This is a genomic window from Vreelandella massiliensis (assembly GCF_900155385.1).
Lineage (GTDB): Bacteria > Pseudomonadota > Gammaproteobacteria > Pseudomonadales > Halomonadaceae > Vreelandella > Vreelandella massiliensis.
On the sequence record NZ_LT699744.1, the window covers coordinates 532999 to 555049 of the forward strand.

At 59.5% G+C, this 22051-nt stretch carries 16 protein-coding genes; 6 read left to right on the plus strand and 10 right to left on the minus strand.

Annotation, left to right across the window (positions count from 1 at the left end):
• Positions 1 to 44: 44 nt before the first annotated feature.
• The gene (locus BQ9846_RS17140; protein WP_075879030.1) at positions 45 to 2198 is read right to left on the minus strand and encodes a methyl-accepting chemotaxis protein; all 2154 of its coding nucleotides are present in this window, start codon (positions 2196 to 2198) and stop codon (positions 45 to 47) included.
• A gap of 643 nt (positions 2199 to 2841) precedes the next feature.
• Between BQ9846_RS17140 and BQ9846_RS02475 the strand changes: the two genes are divergently transcribed.
• Both BQ9846_RS02475 and BQ9846_RS02480 read left to right on the plus strand, forming a co-directional pair.
• Positions 2842 to 4680, plus strand: coding sequence for a putative bifunctional diguanylate cyclase/phosphodiesterase (locus BQ9846_RS02475; RefSeq protein ID WP_075879031.1), 1839 nt, complete (start codon positions 2842 to 2844; stop codon positions 4678 to 4680).
• Between the two features lie 110 nt (positions 4681 to 4790).
• The gene (locus BQ9846_RS02480) at positions 4791 to 6077 is read left to right on the plus strand and encodes a sensor domain-containing diguanylate cyclase (RefSeq protein WP_075879032.1); all 1287 of its coding nucleotides are present in this window, start codon (positions 4791 to 4793) and stop codon (positions 6075 to 6077) included.
• Between the two features lie 8 nt (positions 6078 to 6085).
• Here BQ9846_RS02480 and BQ9846_RS02485 read toward each other — a convergent pair whose 3' ends face one another.
• The 3 genes from BQ9846_RS02485 to BQ9846_RS02495 form a co-directional block, all read right to left on the minus strand.
• Positions 6086 to 7282, minus strand: a complete 1197-nt coding sequence (locus BQ9846_RS02485; RefSeq protein WP_075879033.1) for a toxic anion resistance protein — start codon at positions 7280 to 7282, stop codon at positions 6086 to 6088.
• 51 nt (positions 7283 to 7333) lie between these two features.
• Positions 7334 to 8236, minus strand: coding sequence for a cobyrinic acid a,c-diamide synthase (locus BQ9846_RS02490; protein WP_235818888.1), 903 nt, complete (start codon positions 8234 to 8236; stop codon positions 7334 to 7336).
• 175 nt (positions 8237 to 8411) lie between these two features.
• Positions 8412 to 8990 (minus strand): antibiotic biosynthesis monooxygenase, encoded by a 579-nt coding sequence (locus BQ9846_RS02495; RefSeq protein ID WP_075879035.1) that lies wholly within the window; start codon positions 8988 to 8990, stop codon positions 8412 to 8414.
• 248 nt (positions 8991 to 9238) lie between these two features.
• Between BQ9846_RS02495 and BQ9846_RS02500 the strand changes: the two genes are divergently transcribed.
• Positions 9239 to 9685: a nucleoside deaminase gene (locus BQ9846_RS02500; RefSeq protein WP_075879036.1), complete on the plus strand. Its 447-nt coding sequence runs from the start codon at positions 9239 to 9241 to the stop codon at positions 9683 to 9685.
• Positions 9686 to 9731: 46 nt separating this feature from the next.
• Here BQ9846_RS02500 and BQ9846_RS02505 read toward each other — a convergent pair whose 3' ends face one another.
• Positions 9732 to 11543 (minus strand): SLC13 family permease, encoded by a 1812-nt coding sequence (locus BQ9846_RS02505; protein ID WP_075879037.1) that lies wholly within the window; start codon positions 11541 to 11543, stop codon positions 9732 to 9734.
• Between the two features lie 369 nt (positions 11544 to 11912).
• On the opposite strand from BQ9846_RS02505, the gene BQ9846_RS02510 reads away from it, so the two are divergent.
• Positions 11913 to 12425, plus strand: a complete 513-nt coding sequence (locus tag BQ9846_RS02510) for a Spy/CpxP family protein refolding chaperone (RefSeq protein WP_075879038.1) — start codon at positions 11913 to 11915, stop codon at positions 12423 to 12425.
• Between the two features lie 122 nt (positions 12426 to 12547).
• Here the strand turns inward: BQ9846_RS02510 and BQ9846_RS02515 are convergent, their stop codons facing one another.
• Genes BQ9846_RS02515 through BQ9846_RS02525 form a run of 3 tightly spaced genes read right to left on the minus strand, consistent with a single transcriptional unit; the run spans position 12548 to position 16838 of the window.
• Complete coding sequence (locus tag BQ9846_RS02515) at positions 12548 to 13687, minus strand: lipocalin-like domain-containing protein (RefSeq protein WP_075879039.1); 1140 nt, start codon at positions 13685 to 13687, stop codon at positions 12548 to 12550.
• Complete coding sequence (locus BQ9846_RS02520; RefSeq protein WP_210433161.1) at positions 13684 to 16176, minus strand: ABC transporter permease; 2493 nt, start codon at positions 16174 to 16176, stop codon at positions 13684 to 13686. The genes BQ9846_RS02515 and BQ9846_RS02520 overlap by 4 nt, the downstream gene beginning before the upstream one ends.
• Entirely contained in the window at positions 16173 to 16838 is a 666-nt protein-coding gene (locus BQ9846_RS02525; RefSeq protein ID WP_075879040.1) for an ABC transporter ATP-binding protein, read from the minus strand. The genes BQ9846_RS02520 and BQ9846_RS02525 overlap by 4 nt, the downstream gene beginning before the upstream one ends.
• Before the next feature lie 231 nt (positions 16839 to 17069).
• Between BQ9846_RS02525 and BQ9846_RS02530 the strand changes: the two genes are divergently transcribed.
• Together BQ9846_RS02530 and BQ9846_RS02535 are read left to right on the plus strand one after the other, a co-directional pair.
• On the plus strand, positions 17070 to 17639 hold the full coding sequence (locus BQ9846_RS02530) for a nucleoside deaminase (protein WP_075879041.1): 570 nt from the start codon (positions 17070 to 17072) through the stop codon (positions 17637 to 17639).
• An 80-nt stretch (positions 17640 to 17719) separates the two neighbouring features.
• Entirely contained in the window at positions 17720 to 19306 is a 1587-nt protein-coding gene (locus BQ9846_RS02535) for an ABC-F family ATPase (RefSeq protein WP_075879042.1), read from the plus strand.
• 30 nt (positions 19307 to 19336) lie between these two features.
• On the opposite strand, the gene BQ9846_RS02540 is transcribed toward BQ9846_RS02535, so the two are convergent.
• Positions 19337 to 19717 (minus strand): gamma-glutamylcyclotransferase family protein, encoded by a 381-nt coding sequence (locus BQ9846_RS02540; RefSeq protein ID WP_075879043.1) that lies wholly within the window; start codon positions 19715 to 19717, stop codon positions 19337 to 19339.
• A gap of 91 nt (positions 19718 to 19808) precedes the next feature.
• Positions 19809 to 21926 (minus strand): AAA family ATPase, encoded by a 2118-nt coding sequence (locus BQ9846_RS02545; protein ID WP_075879044.1) that lies wholly within the window; start codon positions 21924 to 21926, stop codon positions 19809 to 19811.
• Between the last annotated feature and the right edge of the window lie 125 nt (positions 21927 to 22051).

Consider the following 22051-nt stretch of genomic DNA (forward strand, 5'->3'; position numbering starts at 1 on the left):
AAAAGTGCCCCGTTTTCAGCCGTGGCAAACGCCGCGTATCCGGTTTAGAACGACTCCCACTCATCCGCGGAAGTGTCGTGTGACGCTGGGCGCTGGCCGGTCTTTTCCGCGGGCGCCCGTTTTGATGCCGGTAGTGGTCGAGACGCCTGCTGTTGCCGGTCGGGTGCCGGAAGGCCCTGGCTGCCTTTTTGCGCCTGTATATCGGCCTCGGACTGAAAGGCGCGAGCGCTGTGCGCCAGGGAGAGCACCTCCTTGCGCAAGGCCTGGGTAGAGGCGTTGTAGCTCTGCATGGCGCTAGAGCTCTCCTGGGTGCCACGGTCGATTTCGGAAATCGCCTGGCTGATTTCACCGACCCCTTGATTCTGCTCTTTCGTCGCCGCGCTGATTTCGCCCATCAAGTCATTGACGCGCTGGCTTGCCTCGCGGATACGCGCCATGGCCTCCTCCGCTTCGTGGGTGCGTTTCTCGCCCTCCTTGATACTGCCCTGTGTTTGTTGAATCAGCGTCTGCACCTGCTGGGCGGCATCCGCTGACTGACTGGCGAGCTTGCGCACTTCCTGAGCGACCACGGCAAAGCCACGGCCATGTTGGCCCGCACGAGCCGCCTCCACCGAGGCATTGAGCGCCAGGATGTTGGTTTGAAAAGCGATAGAGTCGATGGTGCCGACAATGCTGGCCATGTTATTGGCATGCTGGGTAATGTCGTCCATCGACTGGCCTAGGGCCTGCATGGTGCGGCCGGCTTCCTCCACCTCGCGGGAGTTGCCGGTGGAGGCCTCGCTCGCCTGTTGCGCGTTTTCGGCGCTGTGGGCCACCGTCGAGGAGATCTCCTCGGCGCTGGCGGCGGTTTCCTGAACGGCCGAGGCCTGCTGCTCAATGCGACCGCTCATGGCTTGGTTATTATTGAGCAGCTCGTTGATCGACGGGCGTACCACGCCGACGCGTTGATTCACCTCGCCGATCAAAAAGCTAAGCGACTTGCGCATGAAGTTGAGCGAGCGCAGCGTCTGGCCGACCTCGTTTTTGCTCGTTCGAGGTAGGTCAGCCTTCAGGTTGCCGGCCGCCACTTGGAGCGTAAAGTCGTTGGCTTGGCGCAGTGAGACGCGCACATAGCGGCCAATGCGCCAAAGGATGAGGGAAATTAGCAGGCCACCGATCACGGCGATCAGGCCAAATATCCAACCTAAATGGCGCTCGAAGGCCACATCCAGCGCGCGGCGCTCCCCCCACTGGGCCAGTGACTGCTGCAGGCTGTCGAGCTCTTCAAGAAGCGGAGTGGCGTCTTGCTGAATAAATTGCGAGAAGCGGGCTTGGGCCTCGGTCGTCCGACCTGCTTGTAGGTGATTCGCCATCTCGGGCATCGCGCCGTTGAACAAACGCTGCATGCGCTCATCGAGTGTGGCGGTTGCCTCAGGTTGGCGGCTATCCAAGGCAACCTTAAAGGTGCTCCACTCCTGCTCAAGCAGCTCGGCGGTTTCGCGTATCCGCGACGCCGCGGCTTCCGAGCTGAGTTCGGCCCGTGGGTCGACCCCCGCCAACAACGCGGCCTGCCCGTGGCTGATGCTGCCTTCCAGGGCGTGGGCATCAAGGCGTAGCTCGGCGCGGTCTTTGTCCAGTGTCTGTTGATGGATGATATAGCCGCCGCCGATACCGGTAATGCCCAATAGGAGCAGCGTCATAAGGCTAGTGGCGCCAAGGCGAGCGGCGAGGCTTTCTGGCTTGAAGCGCTGCCAATGCTTGCGTAGCCCGGTGCGATAGATTTTTCCCTCGGAGACGGTGTAGCGCTTGCCGCCTTCGCGTATGTCACGATAAGCGATCTCGGCCAGTTGAATGTCCTCTTCATCGGGTTTGACGCGGATGGAGGCATAGCCCTGGACGCTGCCGCCTTCCCGCAACGGCACCACGTTGGCGCGTACCCAGTAATGGTCGCCGTCCTTACGCCGGTTCTTGACCAGCCCACTCCAATAGCGCCCCTTCTTCAGGGTATCCCACATATCTTTGTAAGCGGCCTCCGGCATGTCGGGATGGCGTACCAAATTATGGGGTGAGCCTTTTAGCTCCTCGTAGGTAAACCCGCTGACCTCGATAAAGCGCTGATTAGCGTAAGTGATGTGACTTTGGGTGTCGGTCTTGGATATGAGGACATCGTTATCGGAAAGAGGATGGTTGTTTTGTGTTACCGGCCCGTTGTCACGCATTGCTTAACACTCCAGCATCAAATGAATAGTGCGGTGTCTGCTTTCAGATATTTCAGCTTTATGCCATCAGGCTTAATGAAGGCGTACCAGAGGCCCGATGCTGTGTACGAACATGTGACTGAAAGCAGGAGATTTGTTGCGGCAATGTATAAGCGAATAAGCTTAGGTGCGAATGGTAATGGTCATTAATTTGACTTAAGTCAAATAAATGACATTTTTTTAAAAAAAAGCTAAGCTTTTGAAAAAAGAGAATAAATTAGTTTTTTTTGAATGTGTTGAGATAGTTTTTGTCCAGAGGATGTATAAGAGTTGGCAGCTTCGGTCACGAGGGTAAAAGCGTAAGTGTTTCGTTTCCTTATGCTGTCCACATTGGCGCAATCGCCTGAGGCAAAAAGGAGAGGGGGCGTTTGGTTAATGGTGATGGCGCTGCGTGGAACGTAGTGGTGGCCGCGCTTAGGCGGGTTTATCATCGCGCCCTATTTTCTACGTTAAGGAGATTAAACTACTTCTTGGTAGGCATGTCGGCGTCTGATGAGAGGAGCCGTTTCCCCCTTAGCATCGGGCGTTGTATCGTACCCAAATCAGGGCGCACCCATGGATACGCCTGCAGAGAGAACCCATATCGTCATCACGGGATACCATCATGGATGAAGCCTCGTCGGGAGCCAACAACGCCCATAACGCTGAACTTGAGGCGCGCGTACGCGAACGCACCGCGCAGTTGGAGCAGGAGGTAAAAAGCCACCAGCAGACGATCCAGCACCTTGAACTCGTTAACCGGGTGATGGAGCGGGTTAGCCATGCCGTGGTGATCACCGATGCCGATAATCGTATCCTCTACGTCAATCCCGCTTACGAGAAAATGACGGGCTTTAAGCTCAAGCATGTTATCGGCAAAAAACCCTCGATCTCCAAGTCCGGCCGGCACGGCCCCGAGTTCTACCGCAAAATGTGGGATGCGCTGCATCACGACTTGCACTGGGAAGGCGAAATTTGGGATCGCAGTGAAGACGGAGCTGTGTTTCCCAAACTGATGAGTATCGACCGGCTGGTGGACGAGGCGGGCAATACACGTAATTTTGTGGCGATGTTCTACGATCTCACGCAGCAAAAAGCCTCGGAAGAGGAGATCGAGCGCCTACAGTATTACGATTCGCTCACCACCTTGCCCAACCGTTCGCTGTTTCGTCATCGCCTACAGCATGAATTTGAGGTCTCCCGCCGCCAAAAGACCCGCGTGGGCCTCATGCTGGTTAATCTCGATCGCTTTAAGCAGGTCAACGACACCTTCGGTTTTCCGGTCGGAGACCAATTGCTCGTGGAAGTGGCAGAGCGCTTGGCGACAACGGTGCGCCGCACCGACCTTGTTGCCCGCCAAGAGAGCCGCCGTGAACGCGACCCTGATATTGTGTCCCGCGTCGGCGGTGATGACTTTGCCATCATCCTTAGCGATCTGAAGCAGCCTGAGAACGCGACCGTGGTGGCATCGCGTGTGCTGGAGACATTGAGCCAGCCGTTCACGGTTCAAGATGAAGCGGAGAAAATAGACGACATCTTTTTGCAGGCGAGTATCGGTATCAGCATTTTTCCCGATAATGCCGAGAATATCGACACCCTTATACGCGTCGCGGAAACCGCCCTGACCTGGGCCAAAGCGTATGGAGGAGGGGAGTTTCGCTTTTTCTCCGAGAGCATGAATAAAAACAGCGCCGAACGCTTGCGCCTGGAAAGCGACCTACGTCGGGCGGTGAAAGAAAATGCGTTCACCTTGCACTACCAGCCGAAACTCGACGTCAAAACTCACCGCTTTTCCAGCATGGAAGCGCTGATTCGGTGGCCCCGGGGTGGAAGCATTGTGTCCCCTGCCGATTTTATCCCCTTGGCCGAGGAGACCAATCTGATTGTGCCATTGGGGGCGTGGGTGCTTCGCCAATCCTGCCAGGACGCCATGGCCCTCAGCCGGCGTATTGGCCAAGTACCGGGGATCGCGATCAACCTGTCCGCCCGTCAATTTCGTCAGCCTGGCCTGATTGAGGCCGTGCGCGTTGCCCTGGAAGAGAGCGCCATCCCACCTGAGAAAGTGGAGCTGGAAATTACCGAAAGCATGGTCATGGAGGATGTCGAGGCCGCTATCAAGACCATGCACGCGTTGCGTGAGCTGGGCGTACAGCTGGCTATCGATGATTTTGGCACCGGCTACTCATCGCTGAGTTATCTCAAGCGCTTTCCGGTCAATACCCTAAAGCTTGATCGTGCCTTCATTCGCGACTTGCCTCACGGCACGGAGGATGCCGCGATCACGGAGGCGGTGATTGTGCTGGCCAAGGCGCTCACGTTAAACGTGGTGGCCGAAGGGGTGGAAACCCGTGATCAGCTCACCTTTCTCGGCGAGCGCAACTGTGCGTATGTCCAAGGCTTTCTGCTTGCCCGACCTGCGCCCCTTGAACGTATGCCCGATATCTTTTTCGACGGTTTTTTGTAGATGGTTTTTTGTAACAGGGTCATTGCGCCGCGCTGTCGCATTACTATCTTTTGTCAACGGCTCTGGTGTCTGGTCGACGAGATGGCAACGACAGAGAAACAGGGAGTTTTATGCGAGAAATGCAGTACCTGCGGTTGCTAGAAGCCGCGATGGAGCAGTCGTTCAATGCCGTCCTGATTACCACGGCCCAACTCGACCGTCCGGGGCCGGAGATCGTCTATGTCAACGCGGCCATGACACGTATGAGCGGCTATTCCCGTGAAGAGCTGTTAGGCACGACACCGCGCTTACTGCAGGGGCCAGAGACCGACCGCGACATGCTTGACCACTTGCGTGCGGCGTTGGCGAACGGCGAGCATTTTGAAGCTAACACGGTTAACTACCGCAAGGACGGTACGCCCTATTGGGTGGAGTGGAGTATTTCGCCGATGCACGACGAGGAGGGCACCTTAACCCACTTCATCTCGATTCAGCAGGATGTGACGCGCCTGGTCGAGGATCAAAAGCAAATGAAACTGCTGTCGAGCGCGCTTGAAATGTCGCCCGATATCGTGGTCATGGCCGATGCCGCCGGCAACATTGAATACGTCAACCGGGCGTTTGAGCGCTATACGGGGTATGACCGCGACGACGTGCTCGGGCAGAACCCCCGGCTATTGAAGTCCGGCCAGCATTCGGCCCAATTTTACCGCAACATGTGGGATACCTTGACCCGCGGTGAGACGTTTCGCGATACCTTTGTCGACCAGGGCATTGGCGGCCGGCTCTTTCATATCGAGCAGACCATCACGCCTATCAAGGACGACATGGGGCAGATTATCCGCTACGTCTCCATCGGCAAGGACATCACACGACGCGTCCAAAACGAGCGGGAGCTCAAGCGGATAGCCCACACAGACACGCTCACGGGCCTGGTTAACCGCATGAGCTTCGACCAACGCTTGGAAAAGGAGATCGAGCGAGCCAAACGCTATAAGCGGCCGCTGTCACTTATTATGCTGGATATCGACCACTTCAAATACGTCAATGATGATCATGGCCATGACGTGGGAGATCAGGTGCTGGTGCATTTAGCCCAAGTTCTCTTGGAAAACCTGCGGGCAGCCGATCTCTGTGCGCGCTGGGGCGGTGAGGAGTTCATGGTGCTGGCCCCGGAAACAGCGCTCACCGAAGCCGCGCAGCTCGCTGAAAAGCTGCGCGAAGTTATCGCCGATACGGATTTCCCGGTGGTGGGGCAGGTGACGGCAAGCTTCGGCGTCGTTGAGGCCGCTTGCAACAACTTTTCCGCCGAGGTCGTCAAACGTGCCGATAAGGCGCTCTACCAAGCCAAGGCCGAAGGGCGTAACCGGGTGAGGGCGTGTGATGGTGAACGCAGTACCCCTCGGCCACCGACATAGCGCTAGCGTCAGTCGGGGGTATGGCGCTCCTTTGATGACGACTCGCTCCCCTCTCTAAGACGCTCGATGGACGCACTGCCGCGTTTGGACAGGCTCGCCAGGCGGTCGATCTGCTCATCGAGCCGGGGCAGGGCTTCTTGACGATAGCTCGAGAGATCATCGATGGCGCCCATTACCTCGTTGAAAGCCTCTTCAAGCCTTTGCATATCGAGCATGGCACCAGATGCGCGCTTCTGAATGTCCACGCCTTGCTGGCGCAGCGCCTTGGCGGTCCCGCCGATCATCTGCGATGTGGTGGTGTTGAGGGCTTCGATGCGATCCAGCACCAGGCGCTGATTGCCCATCGCCATGGCCACGGTGACCGCGACGGTGAGGGCCGAAACGGTGACGTTGATGGCCCTGTCCACGCCGCGCATCAATTCCCGGTTGTTGCGGATAATGACTTCCAATGCCAGCACGCCCTGCTGGCTCACCGCTAGCTGCTGCTGGAGGTCGACGATGCGCTGGCGCAGGGGAAAGAGTAGCTCTTCCTCAAGAAATTGACGCCGTGGATCCTCGGTATCGCGAGCAGCGATTTCATCTTGTAGGCGATGATCAATCAAACGACCCAAGGCGATCTGACGGTTCAGCTCGCGCAGGATGTCATTCAAGGCCTGCTGGTCGTCGCTCAGGGTGAGGTTGTCGCGGTCCAGCATGTCGCGACCGCTTTCCAGCTCCTCGATGATCGCGTCCAGCGCCTGTTGGGCATTCTCGAACTTTCGAAAGTAGCGCTGCAGACGGTTGTCGATGCCGGGAATCATCGCTAAAACGCGATCCAGGGCGCTCGGCGCCAGGCGGTGGCGAGCGGGGTCGAGCCCTTCCATGCGCCCGCGCAGATCGGTCAGTGCCTTGGCGACCGGCCCGCCTTCGTCGCCCTGGTGGGCCAACTGGTGCAGCGGCGTTTGCAGCATGGCGCTGCGATGAGCGGCCTGCTGCTGCAATTCAAGCCCCATCTCATCGACCGCACGGCGCTGGCGAACCGCTGATGCTTCGTCATCCTCGGCGAGGATCTCATTGACAAAGCGGGAGGCCATTGCCTCAAGTTCAGGATCGATGTCACGCTCATCGGGCTCGACCGAGCCGAACTGGCGGGTGCCTAGCTGGCTTTCGATCTCGTCAACCGGCGGCAGGGAGAGGCGGCGTTGGTCATCGGAGGGCTGAGACATGGACATCTCCTGAACTATTAAAAAAAACCGTTGTGAAAGCCGGCTGGCAGATCACTCCTTGCGTGCATAACGATCCGCGCCCTCGACGAAGCGGCGCAGATCCTCCAGCGCTTTTTCGGTGGTGACAGATGCCTGCGGGCGAGTCGTTTCGATACGCGCCATGGAAACCGCGGTATCGTCGAGCACGGTCAAAGCGGATTCGATGCGGGCGGAGAGCGCGTTTAGCCGCTGTTCGGTTTCTGCCAGAAGGTCCAAGCGCCGGACCAGGGCGGCACGCTCCTCCTCGGTTAATCGGCTGCTCGCATGTTTCAAGCGCTCCCGCACGTAATCGCCGTCGACGCTCACCACCCCGCGTGCCTGGGATGCCATGGTTATCAGCGTATCGACCGCGCCGAAACAGACTTGGGTCACTAGGCTTCGTGAGCGTTCAAAGGCCAGCTCGCCACGCTGGAATCGCTCACCCAGCACGTCCATCACATGGCGATAACGGCTATAGAGGCGATCGGCCAGGATCGCCAGATCGGGGCGACGAACCTCTACTAGACGCTGCTTGGCCCGACACATGGCCAGCACCAGTTCGTCGGCGCCTTCGGGTGGGTTGGCGGGGTCAAGCACGGCCACTCCGGCCTCATGGGCGCGGCGCTCCTCCTGAGCACGGCGCTTTTGTGCCTCGGCCACCCGTTGGGCCTCTTGACGACGCTGGCGGCGGCGAGCCAGCCAGCCGCGCAGGCTTCGCTCGACGGGTAGCGCCACGGGAATGGCGACAATGCCTGCAAGCCAGCCCAATAGACTGGGGCTGAAACCTCCCCAAAGAGACGTCAGCCACAGCAGCATGCTGATGAAAGGAATCACCAAGCAGTAGCGCGCAACCACCTGCAGGCGGCCAAACGCCGGCCCGGGAAGCGCCAGGCGAGGATTAAACAGACCGGCCAGCAGCCAGGGCAGGCACGTCATAAATAGGCCATAGGAAAAACCCTGCAGGAATCCCAACATTGATAGGACTATCCTTCCGTCGAGTGCAAATATCGAGTGTAGAGTAACCGAGCAGGAACGCTAAGCACTAGCGAGATATGACACAACGGTAACGGCCATGTTTCTCACGACCCCGTGATTGGGCCGCTAACAACACCTATATACTGCGAGGGTGAAAACGTTGGGTGAGACACTTCACGATGGACTGTTCGCCGCGCAGCCAGGGCCCCAGCAGGTGCATGGAGAGCGGAATGAACAAAAACACCATGACCGGCGTTAGTGCCAAGGTGCTAACCAGTACCTTGGGGACTAGCGCCAAGTCGGCGAGCAGGCCACCAAAGAGCGTCTGAAAGAGCAGGGACACGGGAAAAAATGCCAGCCAGATGGCGATCGCCTGCTTCCAGCGTGGCGGCGTCTGGCCGGTAGCCTCCTGAAACCAACCGTCCAGGCCAATGGCGCGATGCTCCTGGGGTGCCTCATAAAGCCCCTCGCCACGAGAAAGCCAGGTCCGGCGCGAGGCCGAGTGCTCCCAGGCAGCCAGCGTTTGGGCGTCGCGAAAGCGGAAGATAATCTGATACTCGTCATCGCCTGGCGGTGGGGCCAGCACGCCGGAGCCAAGATAGCCTTCGAAATCGCTGGCCAGTTCGCGGCCTTCTTCCAGCCAGGCGGTGAAGTCGCGGTAGCGGCCACGGGCGACGCGGCGCGCGACCATCAGGGTGACAGGGTTAGGGGACATGGTGTATCTCCTTTTTGTGGCGCTAGGGTAGGGCGCCGGCACTCACTTGAACCGGGTAGGCTCTCGTGATGTTATAAGCAATAAGCATACCATGAATATTTTTTCTGGTAAAAAAAGCTATTTTTTACCCATAAAGTAGGTTTTATGCCTGCTGGAGCCTTGGCCCACATGCGCGGGCTATGGCCAGTATGAGATGTAAATACAGCCAATACGTTCATTCTGTACGTTCATTCTGAAAGGAGAGAGCCGTGACACATCAAGAGTGGATAGCGCAGTGCATTGAGCTTGCTCTTGAAAACGCTGCAGATGGACAGGCGCCTTTCGCCGCCCTGGTGGTGCAGGATGATAATCTGGTCGCAACAGGCGTAAACGATGTTAAGGCCACACAGGACGTGGCCGGTCATGCCGAGATTCGCGCGCTTCAAGCCGCCGCCCGTTGCATGGGCACCAGGCGCTTAGCCGGGTGTGTGCTCTACACCAGCTGCGAGCCTTGCCCCATGTGTCTGGGCGCCATCTACTGGAGCGGTATTACGCACGTGTATTACGGGCTCTCCGTCACGGAGCAGGCGGCATTCGATGACCTTCCAGCGTTGCAGTACGCGGAGTTGTGCCGCGCGGCTCACAAGCGTCGTGTTCAGTTGGTGCAGGCCACCCCCGATAACGTCGATCCTCGCCGCCCCTTTCAGGCCCATTGACGTAGGCTGTTTTCCACCCGTGGTTTCCATGGTGACCGTCAACGGTTCATAGCGGCCAGAGCATCGGGACGATGAGCAAAATAACCGCTAACGTCAGCGCGTTGAGGCCGATGCCGAAACGCAGATAGTCGCTCGGCTTGTAGTCGCCAGGCTCCTGGACCAGAAACGGCGCCGGGTGACCGAAAGGCATCAAAAAGGTGGCCGAGCAGGAGACAACAACGGCGACGCAGAAGGCGGTCAAACTTGAATCCATCATCTCGGCGGCGTTGATCGCGATGGGGGTCATGATGATCGCCACCGCGGCATTGTGCATCGGCTGGGTCAGGATCATGCAGATGACCGAAATGCCGGCCAACACCGCCAGCGGACCCAAGCTACCCAAATTGGCCACCAGGCCCTCACCGACGAGGTCAGCCGCGCCGGACTGGTTCAGCGCGACGCCCAGCGGATACATCCCCGCGATCAGTACCAGCGTTTTCCAGTCGATCACGTTGTAGACCCGCTTCCACTCGACAATGCCCAAAAGCACCATCAGCGCCGCCCCGGCCATGGCGCTGACCGCGATGGGAAACCAGCCTAGCGCCGCTACCACGATGACGGCCAGCAGGATGGCAGCCGAAATGGGCGCCTGATGTTTTTTCGAGGAAGTGACCTCCGCAATCCCCGGCTTGAAGTAGATCAGCAGATCCTTTTCGGGATTGAACTCCCGCATCTTCGCGCGTGGGCCATAAAACAGCAGGCTATCGCCTTCTTGAAGCGCTATATCAAGCGCCCCTTTACGATGGGGGCGGTCGTCACGATAGTAGGCGATGGTTTTCAGTCCGTACGTTTCGGACCATCCCAGCTCGCGCGGCGTGTGGCCAATGGCGGCTGACCGGGGCGGCACCACCGCCTCGGCGAGTTCCGCCGTACTTAAAGGGTACTTCTTCTGCGCCCTGGGTGGGCCAAAAAAGGTCATGGCTTCTTGTTTTTCGGCCAGCGCTTCGGCGTCTCCCTGCCGTCCCTGGACCAGCAACATGTCGCCTTCACGCAGTTCCACGTTTTTGTCGCTGTACTCAAGGTGATCGCCATCGCGCACGATAGTCACCAGCTCCAGGTCATGGTCCTTTTTGAGATAAGCCTCGCCGACCGTGCACGGCTCTCCTTCGATTTCCTCGGTCACCCAGATCTCGAACAGCCGGTCCTCCAATTCATAGGTGTCGATCAATTTGAGCGTGACCGGCACATCCTCGGGGTCCGCTGTCTCTTGTTTACCTGGCAGTAGACGCTGGCCGATCAGAAAGATGTACACCATGGCGACGGCCAGAAGCACAGCACCCACAATAGTGAACTCGAAAAAACCGAAGCCGAAGCCGCGCGCGTCTTCCAAAAGGCTGTGCACGACCAAGTTGTGCGACGCGCCGATCAGGGTCAGGTTGGCGCCGATCAAGGCGGTGCATGCCATCGGCAGGAGAATCTTCGATTGGGCCACGCCCATCTGCTTGCAGAGACGCAGAATGACAGGAATAAAAAACGAGGCGGCGGCGACGATGTTCAGAAAACCCGACAGAGTGCCCGGCACTGCCATGTTGACGAACAGCAAACGGTTGTAACGCTTGCGGATCACCCGCTCCAGCCGCCTGGCGACCCATTCGACCACGCCGGTCTTTTCCAGGCCGTCACCGATCACCATCAGCGCGGCGATGGTGATCACCGCAAAGCTGCTGAAGCCGGCAAACGCCTGCGCCGGTTCGATGATGCGGGTCAGCACCAGCGCTAGAAGCACCAGCACCGCGACGATATCGGGCTTGAGCCAGCCGGCAATCAAGAAGAGAAACGCCAATGCCAGGATGACGAAGACGAGAATTGCGCCGCTCATTGTTTCGCCTCCCTGGCATGGAATGAAGACTTGCTCGGCTTCGACGGGTACTCTGCTGGCTTGGGCATGTTGACCTCCTCCTCTCTGCCATCCGCTACTGCTTAATCAAGAAGAAACGCGTGCTCCTTTCAACAGCGTTGCTGATTCCGCTTGCGCTGACAAGGCACGCCACAGCGTGCCAACTTGAAACACGGTTGAAAACAGCGAGCGAAAAATGACCTGCGGCAATAGCAGAGAGCGTGGAATTTTTTCTCCTTGACCTTTGGGCTACCTATAGGTTGTAGGCTTATCACTGAGGCTAAACCCACCTTCTTCCCTCGTAGCGGAAAAGGTGACTTCTCGATCCACAACACGATGAGAGGTAATACCATGGTTAAGTACAAAAAGATCGTTGCCATTGCGCTTGCTGCTAGCCTCGGTGCCGCAAGCAGCGCGGCCGTTGCCCAAGGTATGCATCAAGGCGGCATGATGGGCGGCCAAGGCGGTATGGGCGCCGGCATGATGATGGGCGGCCAAGGCGGCATGGGGTTTGGCATGATGCCTGATGCCATGATGGGAGGCATGGGGTCGATGTTCGGCATGAGCGGTATGCTCGACGAGCAGCAGAGGAGCACCATGCGCGAGATGCGCCAGGAGCATCGCGCCGTCCAACTCGAGCGGATGGGGGAAATGATGAACCTGCGTGATGACATGATGCAACTCATGCAGGCAGAGCGCCCTGATCCAGAGGAAGTGAAGGCGCTGCACGGGCAAATGGCGAGCCTCCATGGCGACATGCTGGCGGATAATGTGCGCCTGCATAATCAGATGCAGGATCTTTTGACCGATGAGCAGCGCAAGCAAATGCGCGAGGCGATGCCACGCTATCGTGGCCTTCAATAAGGCTTGACGCGTGTTGCTTTGGCTCAATGTGAGGTTAGGTTGGCGGATTGCCCTGGCCATGCGGCCATAAGTCGTCTGGCCCTAACACCTTAAAAAAGTGGGGCGATGCGCTTTAGGTGGCCTCAATACCCGGTCATTTCCAAATAGCCCACGCCGATATCGTCTTGCGATTCGGCGTGGCGCACCACGACATCGCCTTCCCAGTAAGGTACCGACGTCGGCATCCAGCGGTTTTGGTGGCGTGCTTCCACCTCGATTTGTAGGTTGGCCTGGGGTAGCGAGAGGGACCAGCGTGTGGGGATCTCGCGTCCGGCCACATTTTGAGTCGCTAGGGGTGTCAGCGTGGCAATGTCGTGGCCGATGTGCTGGGTTTGGCCATTGGCGGCGAATAAATGTGCGAACGTAGCATCATTACCTTGCGCGCCACCCCCTCGTAGTCGGTAGGCCATCAGCTTGCGGCCATCATCCAGATGTAGCGAAAACCAATCCCATCCGGTTTGCTCGGCGGTAAGCAGTTGGCTGCTCCATTCGCGGTCTAGCCACCCTTTGCCCGTTACCTCGCGAGGCTCGCCGTTCATCGTGACCTCACCGGTAATATGCAAAAATGGCTGGCTGTAATAGCGTGAGCCTTGACCATCCTCGGTTTTGGCGTTAAAGCCGTTTTCGCCATGCCAAACCAGCGGACCTTGCGCGCTGAGTGTCAGGTCGTAACCGAAGCGCTCTTTGCCCTCACCGCGGTAGGCTTGCAGCGTAAATTGCGCAAAATTGGTCTCTGGCGGGCTTTTTAGCGACCAGTCATCGATCCAAGCATGAAAAGGCGAGGCCGTTACCCCCGCTTGTCCATCGCTGCGCGCGCTGTGGCTGCGGGCAAAGCGTTCGGCGGCAAGGTGTGTCTCCCCTTGGGAAACCCCCATATGCGCCATCCATAGTTGATCGGTTGCCCATGGAGAGGGGGCGGGGCGTTCACTTGGCGGCATAAGCGCCTGACGAAACAGCGTCCACTGCAGGCCGAGTGGCTTGCCGCGGGCGTCTTCAAGATTGGCGGTGAGGTACCACCATTCGATGCGGTAGTCCGGGTGTGAACCGTGGTCTCGTGGAAAGCGCAGCGGCGTCGAGGCATCTGCTTGCACAAAGGCGTCGGCCGTCTGGCCCAGTCCGGCAAACCCTTGAGGCTCGGCGCTAGAAGGCGTCTCTTCGCAACCCGTCAGTAAAAGGCTGCTCACAATAGCCCCTACCAGCGCCCATATACGAAGACGGTTCATGTGGCCCCCTCGTTGAGCATTGCCCGTGGCGACGCTCGCCATAGCTGAATCGACGGCAGCGCGGCCGCGATCAGTGCCACGCCGAGGGCGGTCAACAGCGTGATGACGATATCGCCGGGGAAGAGATGTAACGGCAATCGCCAACCAAAAGCGGCCACGTTGATAATCGCCACCAGCGTCCAGGTGATCGCGATGCCCAGCGGAATGGCCACGATACCGGTCATCAGTGCCAGCCCACCGAGTTGAAAGAGCGGGAGCCGTGCGAGTGCTTTGCGTGGCACGCCCAGCGCCCATAGCGACGCCAGTTGTCGCTGTCGTTCGCGGGCTTGCGCCAACAAGGTGGCGAACAGGGCAAGGGCCGCAACGCCCAAGGTGAGTCCGTTTAACGCCCGGGTGATGCTAAAGGTGCGCTCGAAAATCTGCGTCGCTTGACGTTTGATCGCGTGCTGATCAATCAGGGCATCCGCAGAGACATCAAAGGTATCGGCCAGCGCTTGGCGTAACGTGGCTGGGTCGCTGCCCTCCTTTAGAGCGAGCCCGATGGAGGCGATTTCAGCCCCAAAGCGCTGAATGAGCGTTTGGGTAGGCATGAGTAGCTCGTGGCGCGGGTTACCGTAATCAGGATAAACCGCCGCGATGGTTAACGTCTCTGGCCCGCGCGGCGTTGCCAGGGTGAGGGCATCGCCCGGCGCTAAGCCTTTTCCTACCGCCATCTGTTCATTGATGAAGACCCCGTTGACGTTCAGCGCCGCCCAAGCATCGGTGCGGCCCGTTTGCGTATCGAGTAGCGGCCATTGGTCGGTGATGGTGGGCGCGGTCGTAATGCCAAAGAGCGCAATGCGCTCGCCGGTGCTCCCAGGGTGGGAGGCATTTTTCATGGCGAGCAGTTCAGCGTTGCCGCGGGCAGTGGGCAGCGTCTCGGTGACATCAGAACGGCGCTCCAGCCAATCCATCATCGGGGTTAGCGTCGACGGGGCGGCATTGATATATAGTGGTGCGGCCAAGCGCTGGTCCAGCCACTCCAAAAAGGTGAGGCGAAAACCGCCCACCATGCTGCTCACTCCTAAATTCGTCGCAAGGGCAATCAATAGGGCCATCATGGCCAATGAAAGGCGCGGTAGCTGCAGCTGACTATCGGCTACCGCCCAATGAGCCAGCGGATGCCGATGCATCACGCGTTGCAACAAACGCAGCCCACCGTTGAGCAGAGGGGGGAGGCTCAGCGCACTGCACAACAAGAGCGCGGCGACGAACCCAAAGCTCACCCGCACGCCCTGGCCGGGGGGGAGAAGCGTAAGCCAAACCGCCAAAGCGATCGCGATGACCGCCATCACCGCGGCACCTTGTATCATGCGCGTTAGCTGGCGTTGGTAGCCGGCGCGCCAGGCCTGAGACTGCCCCAGCGCTAACACGTCAAGTCGCGCTGCTCGCCACAGCACGCCGCTACCGGCAAGTAGCAGCCCGCCCAAAGTGATCGCGAGGCTGCCCAGCCAGTAGTGCCACGGCAATACCAGCGTGCGATGCACATCGGCTTGGTAAAGAGAGGAGAGGGTGTTGGCCACATCGGGCAGTAAGTGGCCTGCCAGCCAAATGCCGCTGATAAGCCCGAGCGCGGCGCCCAGCAAGCCGAACACCAAAAGCTCAAGGACGATCGCCAGGGTGAGGGTGCGCGCCGGTACCCCTAGCGCTCGCAGGGTACGCAATGTCGTGAGGCGCTGCTCCATGGCAAGCCCCAAGGCGGCCTGGACGATAAATAGCCCCACGATCAGCGACAGCAGAGCCAGTGCAGTGAGGTTCAGGTGAAAGCTGTCCGTGAGCTCCCCGGGAGACGCCAGCGAGGCGGCGCGGGTGAGCCGATAGCCCTCGGGTGGATGGGTCAGCGCCCCAGGCGCGGTGACGAGTTGGCTTAGGCGGTTATCAGTGTCTAATAGCGAAGCGGCAGCGGCGATATCCATCACCAAGGTATTGGACGGAAGATCGGTGCGTAGCGACAGCGGCGGCAGGCGCTGATTCTCCTCGACAAGGGGCCTTGCCCCCGACGCTTGTTGGCGAGACAGGCCGAGTAATGCCACGGTTTCGGGAGCGAGTTGAGTCTGCCAGGGCGGCGTTAAAAACGCCGTTAACTCGGCGCCGTTGCCGCCCAGCGCGTTACCGCTTTGCAAGGTTAAGGGGTCAATGCCGATAACGGTGACGCGCTGCCCGTCTATTTCTAGGGGGCCTTCGAGCATCGGTGACACCGGCCAGCCGGCGCGCCGCAGGGTCAGGTAGTCCTCGCGGGTGAGCGGCTGATCATCGCGTCGCGTTAGCTGGTCGACATTGGCGCTAAAGAGTTGATTGGCGCGGGCGTAACTCTCTTTGGCGGTCGCGTTAACCGCCTGAACGCTGCTCCAGAGCGCGCTGGCCACCCAAAGCCCCAATAGCAGCATGGCCAACTGTCCCGGGTGGCGGCGGTAGTGGGCAAGCAGTGTCAGCAGCACGCGCAGGATCATGTGGGGGCATCCTGTAACTGCCCGCGATGCAAGCGCGCCACGCGGTTAAGCGGCTTCGCTACGCGCGCGCTATGGGTCACCATTAGCAGTGCGCAGCGCGTCTCGGCCACGAGTTCCAGCAGAAGCTCAAGCACGGTGTCGGCACTTTGTTCATCCAGGTTGCCGGTTGGCTCATCGGCTAACAGCAGGCTCGGGCGAACGGCTAGCGCGCGGCCAATGGCCAGGCGCTGCTGTTGGCCACCCGAGAGCTGCTCGGGGAAGTAGCGCTCGCGCCCGGAAAGCCCCAAGCGTTTTACTAAGTGAGCGCTCCACTTGGCGTCTTCACGGTTGGCCAAGCGTGCCTGAAGGCGTAGGTTGTCGATAACATTGAGACTCGGCACCAGATGAAATTGCTGGAACACAAGCCCGAGTTGCTGGCGGCGTAAACGGGCGCGCTCGGCTTCATCCAGGGTGGCGAGATCGTGATCGGCAAAGATAATCTGCCCACGGTCGGGCACGTCGAGCCCCGCGGCCAAATGCAGCAGAGTGGATTTTCCGCTGCCCGATTCGCCCATCAAGGCGAGGCTTTCACCCGCTTGAAGGGTCAGGTCGATACCGCTGAGCACCGGCAGTACGCCCTGCGGCGTGTTGAACGTTTTATGCACCTGATGCAGGGCCAGCATGCGGGCCTCCTGTTACCCGTAATCGCAACGACAGCAAAGCATGAAGTGCGATAGGCTCGGATATTTCCGCTCGTCCTGAGCCTGTCGAAGGGAGCCTGTCGAAGGGCGTATCAGCGTTGACACAGCGCTTTACCCTTCGACAAGCTCAGGGTGGTCGGGTGGTATGCCATTGAGTCACTCACTGTAATAACCCTGAGACTTTAATGCACCCGAAATACGAGGAAATATGCCATGCAGCCACTGCTGAATGAAAACACCCCCGTGACCGAGTCAGCCCTGAACGCCATTGCCCACATGCCCACCGCAAGCCTTTCGGCGTTGATGGATGACGCCTTCACGCGTCGCTTAAGCGATGCCGACTTCATGCGCGTGGCGGTGCTGTTGGCGCAGAAAAGCTATGACGAGGGCGGCTGCCCTATTGGCGCGGTGATCATCGATAACGCGACGCGAAGAATCGTCGGCAAGGGGCACAATACCCTGGTGCAGGAGAGTCATCCCTACAACCATGGGGAAACCGCCGCCATGCGCGATGCGGGTCGTCTTGATTTCAGCCAAACAACGCTTTTTACGTCCTTGAGCCCTTGTGATATCTGCGCCACGCTCCTTCCTATGCGCGGGGTCGCGCGGGTGGTGATCGGCGATGTCACCAATGCCTCGGGAACGGAAGCGCTGCTGCGCGAGAAGGGCGTTCAGGTGGATATCATCGAAGACGCGCAAGGCATCGCGCTCTACGCGCGCTTTCGTGCCGAGAACCCAGCGCTTGAGCGCGAGGACTGGAAAGGGGTGGTGGCGAAAGGGTAAACGCTTTCGCCATCTTGGGGTGAATGCGCGGCGCATAGCGCGTAAGATGGCGGGCTTTTGCACTATGACTGGACCCTTACGTGATCGCAACCGCCAATATCACCATGCAGTTCGGGGCCAAGCCCCTGTTTGAAAACGTCTCCGTTAAGTTCGGCAACGGCAATCGCTACGGCCTGATTGGCGCCAACGGCTGTGGCAAGTCGACGTTCATGAAGATTCTTGGCGGTGATCTGGATCCCACCTCCGGGCAGGTAATGGTGGATACCAGTGCGCGGCTGGGTAAGCTGCGCCAGGATCAGTTCGCGTTCGAGAATGAGCGCGTTATCGATACCGTGATCATGGGCAACACGGAACTCTGGCAGGTGGCGGCGGAGCGCGAGCGCATCTACGCAAAGGCGGAAATGAGCGAAGAAGACGGCATGACGGTCGCCGATCTGGAGGTCCGTTTTGCTGAACTCGACGGTTATACCGCCGAGGCGCGGGCGGGTGAGCTGCTCCTGGGTCTGGGTATTCCCATCGAGCAGCATTACGGCCCCATGAGCGAGGTATCGCCGGGCTGGAAGCTGCGCGTGCTGCTGGCCCAAGCGCTGTTCTCCGACCCGGATGTATTGCTGCTCGACGAGCCCACCAACCACCTGGATATCAATACCATCCGCTGGCTGGAGGATGTGCTCCGTGCGCGCAGCAGTACCATGATCATCATTTCCCACGATCGTCACTTTCTTAACAGTGTCTGCACCCACATGGCGGACCTGGACTACGGCGAGATCACGCTGTTCCCTGGCAACTATGACGACTACATGACCGCGGCCACCGCCGTGCGTGAGCGTCAGTACGCCGACAACGCCAAGAAAAAAGCCCAGATCGCCGAACTGCAGCAGTTCGTCAGCCGTTTCTCGGCCAATGCCTCCAAGGCCAAGCAGGCTACCTCCCGGGCGCGCCAGATCGACAAGATCAAGCTTGAGGAGATCAAGCCGTCGAGCCGGGTGAGCCCTTTTATCCGCTTCGACCAGGCCAAAAAGATTCACCGCAATGCCGTCAATGTCGAGGCCATCACCAAGGGCTACGACGATGCGCCTCTCTTTGAGCGGCTCTCCATGACCGTAGAAGCGGGTGAGCGAATTGCCATCATTGGCCCCAACGGCATTGGCAAGACCACGCTGCTTAAGACCCTGGCGGGCGAGTTGCACCCGGATGCCGGGGAGGTGAAGTGGACCGATAGCGCCGACGTTGGCGTCTTCGCTCAGGAGCACGGCGACGATTTTGCCGTCGACGCCACGCTGTTCGAGTGGATGTCCCAGTGGACGCAAGGCGGTGAGCAGGTGGTGCGGGGCGCGCTGGGGCGGATGCTGTTCTCCAGCGACGATATCGACAAATCGGTGAAGGTGATTTCCGGCGGCGAGCAGGGGCGCATGCTGTTCGGCAAGCTGACACTGACCCAGCCCAACGTGCTGTTGATGGACGAGCCCACCAACCACCTCGACATGGAGTCCATCGAGGCGCTCAACCTGGCGCTGGAGAACTACCCCGGCACGCTGATTTTTGTCAGCCACGACCGCGAGTTTGTCTCCTCGCTGGCCACGCGGGTGCTCGATATGAGCAGCGATGGCATCGTCGACTTCAGCGGTGGCTACGATGACTACTTGCGCAGCCAAGGTGTGATCTGAGGGGCTGCCAGTAAGCCGAGGGCGATGGGCCTACCACTCGCCGCTCTCGATGCGCAATGCACCTTCGATATCGGCGTTGTAGAGATAGCACCAGGCCTCGCCGTGCTGGGTGGCGAAAATAGCGCGGTCGTAAACGCCCGTATGCGGGGCATGGGCGATAAAGTCTTCTAGTTCATCGAGTCGGGCCAGCTGCCTGGCGTCGATCGCGTAAACCTCGATCACCGTACCGCGGGAGGCTTCACGCTTGGCCCCTGGATAGGGGCCAAGGTCGTAGAGGCTGAGCGCGGTCAAGCGGTCCTGGCCGAGCAGGGTGGCGCCCTCTAGCCAGGTGTGATTGCGATAGCCCCGTTTGAGCGTGCCGTACACGGCGACGCGGGGGCAGCGTTGTATGTCGCGCTGCAAGTGATCCATTTCGCGGCCTTCTTACGTACTGTTTTCACGCACTCTTCTTACGTACTCTTCTCAAGTACTGTTTTCACGTACTCTTCTCACGTGCTATTGGCTAAACAAACCCTATCGGCTGGCGCTTGCCGTGCTGTTCGCGCTCTTCCAGGGTGAGGGCGTCCATTAGCGTGTTCAAGCGGATGGGGAGACCGCGCAGGTCGAGTTGATCCAGGGCGGTGCGCACATTGCCGGGGGTGACGCGGCGCTGGGCCAGGTGGCTCGCGGGGATGGTGGCCAGGCGAGGGTGGTCGCGCTCGGGGAGCACCGACTTAAGCAAGTCGCGCAGCGGCTCGGGGTCGAGCGGTAAGAACTCCACCTTGAGATCAAAGCGGCGCATCACGGCGCGATCAAGGCTATCCACGCGGTTGGTGGTGGCCAGCAAGATGCCGTCGAAGTTCTCGATCTGCACCAAGAGCTCGTTGGTGTGCGAGATCTCCCAGCTCTGCATGCCGTTATCGCGCTGCATGAGTAGCGTATCCACCTCATCCAGCAGCAGCACGGCCTTTTGCTCGCGCGCCTGCTGAAACAGCGCCGCGAGTTTCCCCTCCGTGCCGCCAACAAACTTGTCCAGCAAGCTGCTCGCATGAGCGGTGATAAGCTTGCGATCCAAGCGCTTAGCCAAGTGCTGTGCCAGGGCGGTCTTGCCGCTGCCGGGTAGGCCATGCAGGCACAAGCGGCCGCGCTGTCGGCGGGTTAGGCGCTGCACAATGCTCTCAAGCCCCGGGCGGGTATTGAGCCATTCGAGGCGGTACTCGGGCATGCTTGGCCCGGCAGCGTGAGACGCATCCGGTAGCACGCGCGAACTCGCTTCGCCCAGGGCGTGCAAACGGTGCGACATCAGCGTGTCGATATGCTGCTCGTTGCGCTGTGGGGTGCGCGGGTTCAATAGCGTGCCCAAGCGGCACAGCTGCTGCGCCGCCGCCGGCGTCATCCACGGCTGCTCGGCCAGGTGCTGGCGCCCCTGGGGGGTTACCGGTAGTTCGTCGAGCAACTGGCGGTAGTGCGCCTTGGCTTGCTCGCCGTGCTGGGCTTTCACTTCAATGATCATGTCAAAGCGACGCAAATACGCGGGGTCGAGCCAGTGAACGCTGTTGCTTACCCAGAGCCCAGGCTTAGGGTTGCTCTCTAAAAGCTGGTTCATCCAGCCCTTGGGCAGCGCCTCCTCGTCGTTGATGACGTCCTCGATCTCATCAAACATCACAAGGCCCTGGCGTTGATCGATCAGCTTCTGTACGACCTGATAGCGGCTCAGACGTTTACTCGGGGTCAGCACGTCGTCGTCCTGATCCACCACCGGCACGCCGTAAAGCGGCACGCCCAGCTGGGTGGCCAAGGTTTTGACCAGCTCGGTCTTGCCCACGCCGGGAGCGCCGTAGATCAATACATTGGCACCGGCTTGGTGCGTGTCTAGCGCCTGGCGCAGGTAATCGACCGCGAGTTGGCGCAGGGGAACGGCATCAAAGCTTGCCAGCGAAAACGTTCCCGCTGGCTGAGTGGGGCAAAGGCTCATTAGCCGGTCGGTGATAAAGCCGCGTAGCGCCTGGGAGGAGAGCGTGGCGACGTCGTGGTTCACCAGCGGGGCGAGGCTTCGCAGCATCGGCCCTGTCGACAAGGTGTCATCCAGGTCGAGCGGGCGGTAACTCTTGTTGTGGGACAAAAGCCCCAGCATTTTCAAGCGGCCGCGCTCTTGCAAGCCCAGATGGATCTCATCGCTGCCGTACCCCGTTAATTGCGCCAGCAGCTTCTTGGCGCGGGTCTCCTCAACGCAGGTCAAAATCGGGTTCATATTGGGGTGGCGCAGACGCAGCCACGTTAAGGTAAGCAGGTCGCGTTCCAACGGCGTTAGCTGCAACAGATCGGCCACATGCGCGCAGAGTGTGGTCAAAGTACCGGTTACCGGTGTATCCGGGTCAAGCTCGCGGGTAGCGCGTTTCCACCAACGCTTTAGCGCCGGGGCATAATCGCTGTAACGGCGACTGTTCTCGGCACCTTGGGGTAATTTGATACCCAGCCAGCCAAAGAGGCTCTGCCAATCCTCGTCATCGAGCGAGCCGTCCTTGCCTTGAAACATCACCATGCGCGCGGTGATTAACTGGGCGAAAAGGCGCTCCTCGGGATCGTGGTGCTCATCGGTGGATGAAGGCGATGTCACATCGAGTACTTGTCCCCACTGCATAGCGCGCTCCTGTCTTGCCCATTGATCCCCCATCTTAACGCCAAGGTGCGACGTTTTGTGCCGCAAGGACAAACTTCTTGATTGGCTGGGTAAATCAACCGGCGTAAAGATTGCGCACGGCGGTA